Here is an 11807-nt window from a genome sequence, read left to right as displayed (position 1 = left end):
GCATCGGCTGAGACCCGGCGGCAGCGGTCCTCGTCAGGTGCCGGAGCGGTCCGGCGGGCCGTCGGTGACCGTGGCCGGGCGTGCCACGAGGGCGGTGTCCGGAAGGGCCGTGTTCGGAAGGGCGGCGGCGCCGTCGACGGGGCCGGCCACCCGCTTCGTACGGCGCGTGAGATTCCGTACGTCCGGCACCAGCAGCACCAGCGCCGTCACGAGCACGATCAGCGCCGCCGAGCCCCACAACGCCTCCCGGCGGCCGAACAGGCTCTCCGCCGGCCCCGCGAGCGCCGTGGACAGCGGCAGCATGGCCGTCGAGCCGAACCAGTCGTAGGCCGAGACCCGCGACAGCTTGTCCTCCGGGATCTCCTGGTGCAGCGTCGTCATCCAGGCCACGCCGAACACCTCGATCGCCACACCGCTGACGAACATCGCCGCCGACAGGCCCACCACGTCCAGCGGCACCGCGAGCGCCGCCGACGGCAGTGCGATCGGAAAGACGCCCAACGTGCCGACCAGCAGCATCCGCCGCGGCTTCCAGCGCATCATCAGGAACGCCCCCGCGAGCGTGCCGACACCGAACGCGGCCAGGGCGAGCCCCCACGGCCGGGCCCCGCCCAGATGGTCCCGGGCGACCAGCGGTCCGTACACCGACTCGGCCGCGCCGACCAGCGCCACCACGATGGAGAACTGGGCCACGATCGACCACAGCCACGGGCGGCCGATGAACTCCTGCCAGCCCTCCCGCAGATCGGAGAGGAGGCCGCCGCCCGCCTCACGTTCGGCGATATGACTGACGTCGAGGAACGCGCGCAGCGCGCCCGCGAGGGCGAAGGCGGCTGCGTCGATGGCGAGGACCCAGCCGGGGCCGACGGCGGCGATCATCGCCCCGCCCAGGGCGGCACCGCCGATCCCCGCGCCGTGCATGGCCATCCGGAAGAGGGCGAAGGCCCGGCTGGCCTGCTCGCCGCTGACGCTGGACAGCAGCATGCCCTCGGCGGCCGGGCTGAAGAAGGCCTGGCCCGTGCCGCACAGCGCGGTCAGGACCATCATCTGCCACAGCTGCGGCTCGCCCGCCAGGACGAGGAGGGCGAATGCGCCCTGCGAGACGCAGTTGAGGGCGTTGGCGGCGACCATCACGCGGTGCCGGGGTATGCGGTCGGCCACAGCGCCGCCGATGAGCAGGAAGAGGACGAGCGGGAGAGTGCGGGCCGCCGCCACCAGGCCCACGTCGCCGCCGTCCCCGCCGGCCTGGAGAACGGCGAACGCCGCCGCGATCAGGGCCCCGTGCGTACCGAGGTTGGTGATGATCGCGGCGGCGGTCAGCAGGACGTAGTTGCGGCCCGCCCACTCGGGGCGGCGGGAGCGCAGCGGCGTACGGGCGGAGGCGGCGGGAGTTCTCACTCCGGGACTATCCCTGGCGCCGCCGCCTCCTGCCAAACCGATATCCGGAAGCGGCCTGGGCTGCTTCTCCGGTCAGGAGGTCGGTGCCAGGCGCACGGTGGAGAGGATCTGCCGGATCGTGGCGTCCGACAGCTCCTCCTTCACCCCGGCTGCCCCGTAGAGCACCCAGGAGGAGAAGTCGCCCTGGGCGTTCTTGAAGGAGAACGCGATGGACTTGCCGTCCGACTCGCACTTGTTCCGCTTCTTGATGCCGGGGGCGGTCGCCGTCGAGAGACTTCCCACGAGTCCGGACTTCGTTTTGTACGGCACGGCCTTGGTGATCTTGATGGTGCCCTTGGGCATGTGCTGGGCATAGCCCGCCCACACCCAGTTGCCGGCCTCGTTGTACGCCGCTTCCTCGGTGTTCTTGGCGCCCTGGCCGCCCTTGGTGCCCACGCTGCTGAGGCCCCAGGACTCCTCGGTGCCGTTCTTGTCGGTGTCGAAGGTGCACCACTTGCTCTTGTAGCGGGCGGGCGCGGACATCGTGACGACGGGGGTGCCGTCGTTCTTCTTCTCGTCCTCGAAGAACGTGACCGAGCCGGGCTTGAGCAGCTCCCAATCGGGCGGTACGTCGAACAGCGTCCCGTACTTCGGGTTGTGCACGACCTTCCAGCCCGGGATCGTCGGCTGCTGCGCGGCGTCGTCGCGCGGGTTGTCGAGCGGCGGCGCGGACCGCTGGGTGGACGGGGCGGCCGACGTCGACTGCTTGGGGTCGGCGGCGGTGGTGTTCTTGTCGTCGTCCTTGTCGAGCACGAGGTAGCCGGTGACGCCCGCGGCGACGACCACGGCGGTCGCGGCGATGATCGCGATGAGCGTCGTCTGCTTGTTCCCGCCGCCGCCGGAGCCGTCACCGGGCTGGGCGGGGCCGGGGATCCCGTACTGGGGCACCGTCGGCTGCTGATACGGGTTGGGCTGCGGGTAGCCGGGCGGGGCCGGCTGCTGGGGATAGCCCTGCGGCTGCGTGGGCGGCAGCGGAGGCTGCCCCTGAGGCTGCTGCGGATACCCGGGCTGTCCCATCGGCTGCGTCGGCGGCAGCGGAGGCTGCCCCTGCCCCTGTCCCTGCGGCTGCGTCGGCGGCTGCTGGTACGGGTTCGGCTGCTGGTAATCCGGCTGCTGGTACGGGTTCTGGTTCTGGTCCTGCGGGTTCTGCTCGCCCCCGGGCGGCTGCTGTCCTGGCCACATGGCCAGTAACCATAGAGGTGCGGCGGGACCCCGGCTACGCCCGCCCCCGCGCCGACGGGGCGCGACGGGGATGGCCATCTCTGCTACTCGCGGGTAACCTCGGCGCATGAGCGCAGACCAGATGTCCGTCGGCGAGATGCTCGCCGCCACGGTTCCCATGGCCAGGACCCTCAACCTGGAGTTCCTGGAGACCAGTTCCGAGCGTGCCGTCGTCCGCATGCCGGACCAGGCCGACTACCACAACCACGTCGGCGGACCGCATGCCGGAGCCATGTTCACGCTGGCCGAGTCCGCCAGCGGAGCGATCGTCCTCGCCGCCTTCGGCGACCAGCTGAACCGCGCCGTGCCGCTCGCCGTCAAGGCGGAGATCGGCTACAAGAAGCTCGCCATGGGCGTCGTCACCGCCACGGCCACGCTGGGCCGCCCCGCCGCCGAGGTCGTCGCCGAACTCGACGCCGGCGAACGCCCCGAGTTCCCCGTCCACATCGCGATCACCCGTGAGGACGGGGCCGTGACGGGCGAGATGACCGTCGTCTGGACCCTGCGCCCGAACTCCTGACCGCACGGTCTCAGGGCCCACCGCTCCGGTGAGGGGGCCCGCCGTCGCTGTCGAGGTCCGTACCGCCTGAGCAGGTAGGCTGCCCCGGCGTGGGCGGCGCCGCGCACGCCGCGACCTCGGGCCGACAAGGCGGGCCCGGCGTCGACGGTCGATACGGGAGGAACTCGCGTTGCACGTCCAGGAGTGGCTGGAGACGATCCCCGCGGTCGCCATCTACGCACTGGTGGGAGTGGTGATCGGGCTGGAGAGCCTGGGCATCCCCCTCCCCGGCGAGATCGTCCTCGTCAGCTCGGCCCTGCTGGCCTCGCAGCACGGCGACATCAACCCGTACGTCCTCGGCGCCTGCGCCACGGCCGGCGCGATCATCGGTGACTCCATCGGCTACGCGATCGGCCGCAAGGGCGGGCGGCCGCTGCTCGCCTGGCTGGGGAAGAAGTTCCCCAAGCACTTCAGCGAGGCCAACATCGCCCTGGCCGAGCGGTCCTTCGAGAAGTGGGGCGTGTGGGCGGTCTTCTTCGGCCGCTTCGTCGCCCTGCTGCGGATCTTCGCCGGACCGCTCGCCGGCGTGCTGCGCATGCCGTACTGGAAGTTCCTGCTCGCCAACGTCTTCGGCGGCATCCTCTGGGCCGGCGGGACCACCGCCGTCGTCTACTCGGTGGGTGTGGTCGCCGAGGCGTGGCTGAAGCGCTTCTCCTGGCTGGGGCTGGTGCTCGCGGTGGCGATCGGCCTCACCTCGATGCTCGTCCTGAAGAACCGCGCCAAGAAGGCGGCGGCCAGGGCGGAGTCCCAGGCTCCGGCGTCCGCCGTGCCGGCGGCGAAGGAGCCCGTGGCGGTCGGGGACTGAGCGAGGGTGGTACGACGAAGGGCGCGGCGCCGGTGACGGTGCCGCGCCCTTCGCTCGCTCCCGGCCGGTCGGCCGAGTCGGCCGGCGGGCCGGTTGGGTGCCGGGTTCGGGCGCGTTGAGGCGGTGCGCCGGTTCGGGCGGCTCAGTCGGTCCGGTCCTCGGGGCCGTCCTCGAAGACCTCCGCGTGGCCCTTCGCCAGGTGCAGGTACATCTCCGCGTTGAGGCGGATGCCCGCCCGCTCCTCCTCCGTCAGCTCGCGGCGCACCTTCGCCGGGACGCCGGCGACGAGCGAACCCGGCGGGATCTCCATCCCCTGAGGCACGAGCGCCTGCGCGGCGACGAGCGAACCGGCCCCGACGCGCGCGCCGTTGAGGACCGTCGCGCCCATCCCCACCAGGACGTCGTCCTCGACCGTGCAGCCGTGGATCGTCGCGTTGTGGCCGACCGTGACCCGGTCGCCGATCGTCACCGGGAAACCCGGGTCGACGTGCACCGTGCAGTTGTCCTGGATGTTGGAGTCCTCGCCGATCGAGATCGGACCGCAGTCCGCCCGGAGGACGGCGTGGTACCAGACACTGGCGCGGGCGCCGAGGGTGACGTCGCCGAGCACCACGGAGGTGGGGGCCGTGAAGGCCGTGGGGTCGACCCGCGGCTCCTTGCCGCCCACGCCCTTGATCAACGCCTGCTGGGTCATCGTCCGCTCCTGCTCGCTCGCTCTTCGGTCGCGCCTGGGGGAACCCTACGAGACGCCCCCTGCCCGGCCTCCGCCGACCGCCGCGTTCGTCGCCGGGACGCCCGTGACGAACACCCTGACGAACACCCGTAACGGACATCACAGAGCACCGCCCCGATCAGGTGCGGCCCCGGCGACTACCGTGTGCGGGTGCCCAGGAACAGAAACACGTTCTCGTCTCTCGCCGGCTTGCGGCGCCGTGTCGTCGGCCGCGCCGTGCAGGCCGGCTGGCGCTGGGTGCGGGAGGCCGGTGCGGTGACCGCCGATTCCCCCGGGCGGCTGCGTTTCCGCCGTCTCGGGGCGGGCACCCGGCTGGCCTTCCCGCAGGGCACCGTCTTCGGCGAGCCCTGGATCGAGATCGGCGAGCACTGCATCATCGCCGAACAGGTCACGCTCACCGCCGGAATGATGCCCGGCCTCGACCTCGGCGCGGAGACGGTCCTGACGCTCGGCAACGGCGTGGTCCTGGGACGCGGCAGCCACGTCATCGCGGACACGACGGTGACCATCGGCTCCGACACGTACTGCGGGCCGTACGTCTACATCACCTCGACCAACCACAGTTACGACGATCCTCACGAGCCCGTCGGCCGGCAGTGGCCGCGCTCGGAACCCGTGGTCATCGGGCCCGGCTGCTGGCTGGGCACGGGCGCGGTGATCCTGCCGGGAGCGCGGCTCGGCCGCAACGTGGTGGTCGCGGCGGGCGCGATCGTACGGGGAGAGGTGCCCGACCACTCGGTGGTGGCCGGAGCCCCGGCCCGCGTCGTGCGCCGCTGGGACCCCGAGAAGGGCTGGCAGCCACCGCTGCGGACGCCGGCGCCGGTGCCGATACCGGACAGCGTGACGCCCGAACAGCTCGCCGCGCTCGCGGCACTGGAACTCGCCGACGAGATCGAGGAGCAGGTGACCGACGCCCTGAAGGGCGCCTGACCGACGGCCTTTCGCGTCTGAGACATCCGCCCGCGCCTCGACATCCGCCCGCCCCCGCGCGCCGGGGTGGGCGGGCGGTCAGCCCGTGGCGAGCAGGACCGTGCCGACCAGGGCGAGGCCAGCGCCCGCCGCCTGGACGGCGCGCAGGCGTTCCTTGAGGACTCCGCGTGCGGCGAGCGCCGTCACGACGGGGTAGAGGTTGGCGAGCACGGCGGCGACGGTGACGGGTCCGTTCTGCGCCGCGATCGAGTACGTGCCGTTGGCGGCGACGTCCGCCAGGCCGACGAAGGCGAGGGCCGGGGCCGCGGCCCAGACGACCCGCATCCCGCCGCCGCCCTCGGGCAGCGCCCGCCCGCCCCGCTTGACGGAGACGTAGAGCGCGCCGCCGCCGACCAGCACGTTGGTGACGCGCTGGACGAACAGCGCCAGGAAGAGTCCGGTGAGCGTCGACGACGCCTCCGCGATCAACGCCATCACCGAGCCGAAGCCGAAGGCCGCCACGAGGGTGAGCAGCACCGCCTGGCGCTGGACGGGCGCACCGCGCAGCTCGGGCCCGCCCGCGAGGACGATGCCGACGACGGCCACGCCGATTCCGGCGAACTGGAGCAGCCCGGGCCGGTCGCCGATCAGCAGGCCCACCGAGACGGGGACCACGACACCGAGCGAGCCGAGCGGGGAGACGACGCCCATGGGTCCGAGGGCGAGCGCCTTGTAGAAGCAGAGCATCGCCACCGGGCCGACCACGCCGGCCGCGACCGCGTACCAGAGGTCCGGGCCGGTCTCGCTCCAGCCGCCGGTGGCGACCACGATCGCGCCGAGGACGACGACCGCGATCGCCTGCGAGGCGACGACGACGGTCAGGGCCGGTATGCGCCGGGTGAGCAGCCCGCCGCCGAAGTCGGCCAGCCCCCAGAGCAGCGCGGTGGCCAGGGCGAACAGGGCGGTCATGGGATCCTCGCAGGGTGCGGTCTGGCAGTACAGTGCGGTGGACAGCTGAGTACACCGCGGTAGACCACACCGTAGTTCAGTCTGTTGAACTCTGTCATCCAGAATATTGGACGGATTGTGTCGGACCTCGATCAGCTCACGCAGTCGCTCGCGCGGAACCTGAAGCGGTGGCGCCACGAACGCGGGTTCACGCTGGACGCGCTGGCCGCTCGGGCCGGGGTCAGCCGCGGCATGATCATCCAGATCGAGCAGGCCCGTACCAATCCCAGCGTCGGCACCACGGTGAAGCTCGCCGACGCCCTCGGGGTCTCGATCACCACCCTCCTCGACTACGACCAGGGCCCCCAGGTCCGCCTCGTCCCGCCGGACCAGGCGGTGCGCATGTGGTCCACCTCCACCGGCAGCCACACCACGCTCCTCGCCGGCACCGAGGCCCGCGGTCCGCTGGAGCTCTGGTCCTGGACGCTGATGCCCGGTGACGGCAGCGCCTCCGACCCGCACCCCGAGGGGACGACCGAGCTCCTGCACGTCACCCGGGGCGTGCTCACCCTCGTGGTCGAGGGCACGGAGCACACCCTCCCGGCCGGCACCTCGGCCGTCTTCGAGGGCAATGTGCCGCATGCCTACCGCAACGACGGCGAGGAGCGGGTGGAGATGACGATGGCCGTCTCCATCCCGCCCGTACGCTGAGACGCCCAACCCCGGGCCCCGACGGGCTTGTTAGCCTGGCCGGCATGCGCGCCCCCATCGGAGACTTCGACGACGCCCGGCCCGCCCCCGACTGCCTGGAGCTGCTGACCGAGCCGGTCGCCGCGGCCGTCCGCGGCTGGCAGGGGGCCGTACCGGCCGACCAGCTGCTGTACGTCGACACCGATCCGGAGATCGCCGACACGGCCGTCTTCGTGGCGCACCACGGCTCCCGGCTGCTCGACACGTCGGCGAACTGCGTGATCGTCGCCGGGAAGCGCGGCGAGTCGACGACGCTCGCCGCCTGCGTGGTCCGCTCGGCGACCCGCGTGGACGTCAACGGGGCCGTCCGCAGGCATCTGGGCTCGCGCAAGGTGCGGTTCGCGCCGATGGACACGGCGACCGGCGCGACCGGCATGGAGTACGGCGGCGTCACCCCGGTCGGCCTCCCGGCCGACTGGCCGGTCCTCGTCGACGCCACCGTCGTCGACACCCCGTGGGTCCTGATCGGCAGTGGCCGACGCCGCGGCAAGCTCATCGTCCCGGGCAAGGCCTTCGCCGAGCTGCCCGGCGCCGTCGTCCTGGAGGGGCTGGGCGTCCCCGTCAGCTGAGGCGCGGCAGCTCGATCGCGGGGCAGCGGTCCATGACCATGTCGAGGCCCGCCCCGCGGGTCCGGGCGTACGCCGCCTCGTCGATCACGCCGAGCTGGAACCAGACCGCCTTCGCACCGACGGCCACCGCCTCGTCCGCGATCTGCCCGGCGTGCTCGCTGTTGACGAAGACGTCGACCACGTCCACCGGGAACGGGATGTCGGCGAGCGTGGCGTAGCCCCGCTCCCCGTGCACCGTCTCCGCCTTCGGGTGGACGGGCACGATCCGCTTCCCGTGGCGCTGGAGCACGGCCGCCACGCCGTACGCCGCGCGCGCCTGGTTCGACGACAGGCCCACGACGGCCCAGGTGTCGCCGCTGTCGGTGAGGATCTTCCGTACGGTGTCCGCTTCGGTGGTCGTGGTCTCGCCGCTCATGCGCCGCCTCCGATGGCTCGCTCGTCCCTGGCTGGTCTGTGGCCGGTCCTGTCTGGTCCCTCGCTGAACGAGCTGGGCTCCCGGAGGATTCCCGCCGTCCGGCGGACGCATAGGGTGGCGGGATGCAGGAGCAGTACCGCACGCTCGCCCGGGAGGGTGTGCACGAGACCGAGATCAACCGCTCGCGCTTCATCTGCGCGCTGGCGCCCGTCGCGACCGAGCAGGAGGCGCAGGACTTCGTCGCCCGCGTCCGCAAGGAGCACCCGACCGCCACGCACAACTGCTTCGCGTACGTCATCGGCGCCGACGCCTCCGTCCAGAAGGCCAGCGACGACGGCGAGCCGGGCGGCACCGCCGGTACCCCGATGCTCCAGATGCTGATGCGGCGCGAGATGCGCTACGTCGCGGCCGTCGTCACTCGCTACTACGGCGGCGTCAAGCTCGGCGCGGGCGGGCTGATCAGGGCGTACGGCGGTGTGGTCGGGGAGGCCCTCGACGCCCTCGGCACCCTCACCCGGCAGCGCTTCCGTCTGGCCACGGTCACCGTGGACCACCAGCGGGCGGGCAGGCTGGAGAACGATCTGCGGGCGACCGGGCGCGGAGTGCGCGAGGTGCGGTACGGCGAGGCGGTCGCCATCGAGATCGGTCTGCCGGACGCCGACGTGGAGGCGTTCCGGGCATGGCTCGCCCATGTGACGGCCGGCGCGGCGACCCTGGAGCTCGGCGGCGAGGCGTACGGCGACATGTGATAGGGCGAGACGTGATACGGCGACACGTGATCGGCCGGGATCGGGCGTCCGTGCGGGAACAGGTCCTCAGGGGCGCTAGCGTGGTCGCTGCTGTCCGCTGCCCGTGAGCCCGCGCGTGCGGGTGCCGTGACGGCCGGGGCGGAAGAACGGAAACACAGGCGGGGCAGGACAGGCAGGGGCCGGAGACATGCGGGGCGGGCACGACATGCGGGGTGACGGAGACGTGCGGGGCGGCGGAGACGTGCGGGGTCGCGGAGACGTGCGCGGTGACGGGGACGTGTGGGGCGGGGCGGCACGTTGAGACTTCTGCATACGTCGGACTGGCACCTGGGCCGTTCCTTCCACCGGGTCGGCCTCCTCGACGCCCAGGCCGCCTTCCTCGACCACCTGGTGAGGACGGTGCGCGAGCACGAGGTGGACGCGGTCCTCGTGGCCGGCGACGTCTACGACCGGGCCGTCCCGCCGCTGCCCGCCGTGGAACTGTTCGACACCGCCCTGCACCGGCTCGCCGACGCCGGGGTGCCGACCGTGATGATCTCCGGCAACCACGACTCGGCGCGCCGCCTCGGCGTCGGCGCCGGGCTCATCGAACGCGCCGGGATCCACCTCCGTACCGACCCGGCGGGGATCGGCACCCCCGTCGTCCTCGCCGACACCCATGGAGACGTCGCCCTCTACGGCCTGCCCTACCTCGAACCCGCCCTCGTACGGGAGCAGTTCGGCGCCGCGAAGGCGGGACACGAGGCGGTTCTCGGTGCCGCCATGGAACGCGTCCGGGCCGACCTCGCCGAACGGCCCGCCGGAACACGTTCCGTGGTCCTCGCACACGCCTTCGTCGCGGGAGGCGAGCCCAGCGACAGCGAACGCGACATCACCGTCGGCGGGGTCGCGGCCGTCCCCGCCGGAGTCTTCGACGGCGTCGACTACGTCGCCCTCGGCCATCTGCACGGCAGCCAGACCGTCACCCCGCGCGTGCGCTACTCCGGCTCCCCGCTCGCGTACTCCTTCTCCGAGGCCGAGCACCGCAAGACGATGTGGCTGATCGACCTCGGACCGCGAGGCGAGATCGCGGCCGCCGAACGGATCGACTGCCCCGTGCCCAGAGCGCTCGCCCGCATCAGGGGCCGCCTCGACGACCTGCTGGCCGACCCCGCTCTCGTACACCACGAGGACTCCTGGATCGAGGCGACGCTCACCGACCCCGTACGGCCGGCCGAGCCGATGGCCCGGCTCACCGAACGCTTCCCGCACACCCTCAACCTCGTCTTCGAGCCGGAACGCACCGAGGGCGACCCGCTCGCCTCCTACGCCCAGCGGCTCCGGGACCGCAGCGACCAGCAGATCGCGGAGGACTTCGTGGCCCACGTGCGCGGCGGCGCCGGACCGGACGGTTCCGAGCGAGCGGTCCTGTACGGCGCCCTCGACGACGTACGCGTCGACGCGGAGCGCCGCGAGGTGGGCCGGTGAGACTCCACCGCCTCGCGATCACCGCCTTCGGGCCCTTCGGCACCACCCAGGAGGTCGACTTCGACGCCCTGTCGTCCGCCGGGCTCTTCCTCCTCCACGGTCCGACCGGCGCCGGCAAGACATCCGTCCTCGACGCCGTCTGCTACGCCCTCTACGGCGCCGTGCCCGGCGCCCGGCAGACCCCCGGCGCCTCGCTGCGCAGCGACCACGCGCCGGCTGGCACGTTCACCGAGGTGACCCTCGATCTGACCGTGGGCGACCGACGACTGGAGATCACCCGCCGCCCGGCCCAGTCCCGCCCCAAGAAGCGCGGCGGCGGCTTCACCACCGAGAAGGCCCAGACCTGGCTGCGTGAGTACGACCCCGCGACCGGTGAATGGGCCGGGCTCAGCCGTTCCCACCAGGAGATCGGCGAGGAGATCACCCAGCTCGTCGGCATGAGCCGGGAGCAGTTCTGCCAGGTCGTGCTCCTGCCGCAGGGCGACTTCGCGCGCTTTCTGCGCTCCGACGCGGAGTCACGCGGGAAGCTCCTCGGAAGGCTCTTCGACACCCGGCGGTTCGCCGCCGTCGAGGAGCGGCTCGCCGAGCTGCGGCGCGCGGCCGAACAGCAGGTACGGGAGGGTGACGAGCGGCTCCTCGCGCTCGCCCACCGGATGGCGCAGGAGGCGGGCGGCACCGTCGTCGACGAGCGGCCCGGTGAGCCGGGACTCGCCGAAGCCGTCCAGACCCGGGCGGCCGAGGCGCGCTCGGACGCGCGCGAACATCTCGACATCGCGCGCGTGGCGGTGTCCGCGGCGGAGGAGCGGCAGGCCGCCGCCCGCCGAGCGCTCGACGCCGCACGGGAACTCGCCACCCGTCAGGAGCGGTACGCCGAGGCCCGGCGCCGGCACGAGGAGCTGGAGGCGAGCAGGCCCGAGCGGGACCGCTGGGAGGCCACGCTCGAACGCGCGCGCAAGGCCGCCCTCGTGGCGCCCGCTCTGAACCTGCGTGCCGACGCCGAGCGCGAGCACGGCTCGGCGAGCACGGCACGCGAGCGGTCGCGCGGTCTGCTCCCGGCCGACCTGGCCGACGCGGGCGCGGAACAGCTCTCCGCGCTGGAGCGGCGGCTGCGTGAAGAGCTCGGCGGCCTCGAACCCGCGCGCCGCGCCGCGCGGCGCGCCGCCGAGATCGCCAGAGAACGCGACGTACTGGAACGGCAGGCCCGCGCGGACGAGGAGATCCTCCAGGACGCGGCCGGCTGGCTGG

At 72.8% G+C, this 11807-nt stretch carries 13 protein-coding genes; 8 read left to right on the top strand and 5 right to left on the bottom strand.

Going from position 1 to position 11807, the window contains the following annotated elements:
• Positions 1 to 33 precede the first annotated feature (33 nt).
• A complete protein-coding gene (locus ACIRB4_RS29355) occupies positions 34 to 1398 on the bottom strand; it encodes an MFS transporter (RefSeq protein ID WP_403295385.1) in 1365 nt (454 codons plus the stop codon).
• 72 nt (positions 1399 to 1470) lie between these two features.
• Positions 1471 to 2619 carry a hypothetical protein gene (locus ACIRB4_RS29350; protein ID WP_403295384.1) on the bottom strand — a complete coding sequence of 383 codons (1149 nt, stop codon included), beginning with the start codon at positions 2617 to 2619 and terminating at the stop codon, positions 1471 to 1473.
• Positions 2620 to 2740: 121 nt separating this feature from the next.
• Between ACIRB4_RS29350 and ACIRB4_RS29345 the strand changes: the two genes are divergently transcribed.
• Both ACIRB4_RS29345 and ACIRB4_RS29340 read left to right on the top strand, forming a co-directional pair.
• Positions 2741 to 3178: a DUF4442 domain-containing protein gene (locus ACIRB4_RS29345; RefSeq protein ID WP_403295534.1), complete on the top strand. Its 438-nt coding sequence runs from the start codon at positions 2741 to 2743 to the stop codon at positions 3176 to 3178.
• Between the two features lie 169 nt (positions 3179 to 3347).
• The gene (locus tag ACIRB4_RS29340) at positions 3348 to 4022 is read left to right on the top strand and encodes a DedA family protein (RefSeq protein ID WP_403295382.1); all 675 of its coding nucleotides are present in this window, start codon (positions 3348 to 3350) and stop codon (positions 4020 to 4022) included.
• Positions 4023 to 4164: 142 nt separating this feature from the next.
• Here the strand turns inward: ACIRB4_RS29340 and ACIRB4_RS29335 are convergent, their stop codons facing one another.
• A complete protein-coding gene (locus ACIRB4_RS29335) occupies positions 4165 to 4716 on the bottom strand; it encodes a gamma carbonic anhydrase family protein (RefSeq protein ID WP_403295381.1) in 552 nt (183 codons plus the stop codon).
• A 189-nt stretch (positions 4717 to 4905) separates the two neighbouring features.
• Here ACIRB4_RS29335 and ACIRB4_RS29330 point away from each other — a divergent pair, with 189 nt between their 5' ends.
• A complete protein-coding gene (locus tag ACIRB4_RS29330; protein ID WP_403295380.1) occupies positions 4906 to 5685 on the top strand; it encodes an acyltransferase in 780 nt (259 codons plus the stop codon).
• A gap of 78 nt (positions 5686 to 5763) precedes the next feature.
• Here ACIRB4_RS29330 and ACIRB4_RS29325 read toward each other — a convergent pair whose 3' ends face one another.
• Entirely contained in the window at positions 5764 to 6633 is an 870-nt protein-coding gene (locus tag ACIRB4_RS29325; protein WP_403295378.1) for an EamA family transporter, read from the bottom strand.
• A 117-nt stretch (positions 6634 to 6750) separates the two neighbouring features.
• Here ACIRB4_RS29325 and ACIRB4_RS29320 point away from each other — a divergent pair, with 117 nt between their 5' ends.
• Positions 6751 to 7323 carry a helix-turn-helix domain-containing protein gene (locus ACIRB4_RS29320; protein WP_403295377.1) on the top strand — a complete coding sequence of 191 codons (573 nt, stop codon included), beginning with the start codon at positions 6751 to 6753 and terminating at the stop codon, positions 7321 to 7323.
• Between the two features lie 44 nt (positions 7324 to 7367).
• A complete protein-coding gene (locus ACIRB4_RS29315; RefSeq protein WP_403295375.1) occupies positions 7368 to 7931 on the top strand; it encodes a YbaK/EbsC family protein in 564 nt (187 codons plus the stop codon).
• Here the strand turns inward: ACIRB4_RS29315 and ACIRB4_RS29310 are convergent.
• Positions 7924 to 8346: a CoA-binding protein gene (locus ACIRB4_RS29310; RefSeq protein ID WP_403295374.1), complete on the bottom strand. Its 423-nt coding sequence runs from the start codon at positions 8344 to 8346 to the stop codon at positions 7924 to 7926. The two genes, ACIRB4_RS29315 and ACIRB4_RS29310, sit on opposite strands and share 8 nt — an antisense overlap.
• A 122-nt stretch (positions 8347 to 8468) precedes the next feature.
• Here ACIRB4_RS29310 and ACIRB4_RS29305 point away from each other — a divergent pair, with 122 nt between their 5' ends.
• From ACIRB4_RS29305 to ACIRB4_RS29295, 3 genes are all read left to right on the top strand, one after another.
• On the top strand, positions 8469 to 9095 hold the full coding sequence (locus ACIRB4_RS29305; RefSeq protein ID WP_403295372.1) for a YigZ family protein: 627 nt from the start codon (positions 8469 to 8471) through the stop codon (positions 9093 to 9095).
• Positions 9096 to 9392: 297 nt separating this feature from the next.
• On the top strand, positions 9393 to 10562 hold the full coding sequence (locus ACIRB4_RS29300; protein ID WP_403295370.1) for an exonuclease SbcCD subunit D: 1170 nt from the start codon (positions 9393 to 9395) through the stop codon (positions 10560 to 10562).
• The coding region (locus ACIRB4_RS29295; RefSeq protein ID WP_403295369.1) for an AAA family ATPase at positions 10559 to 11807 on the top strand (1249 nt) is incomplete at its 3' end. The genes ACIRB4_RS29300 and ACIRB4_RS29295, both read left to right, overlap by 4 nt.

Source organism: Streptomyces sp. NPDC093600 (assembly GCF_044764755.1).
Taxonomy (GTDB): domain Bacteria; phylum Actinomycetota; class Actinomycetes; order Streptomycetales; family Streptomycetaceae; genus Streptomyces.
The sequence above is the reverse complement of the archived record's forward strand: the minus strand, read 5'-3'. Positions and strand labels throughout refer to the sequence as shown.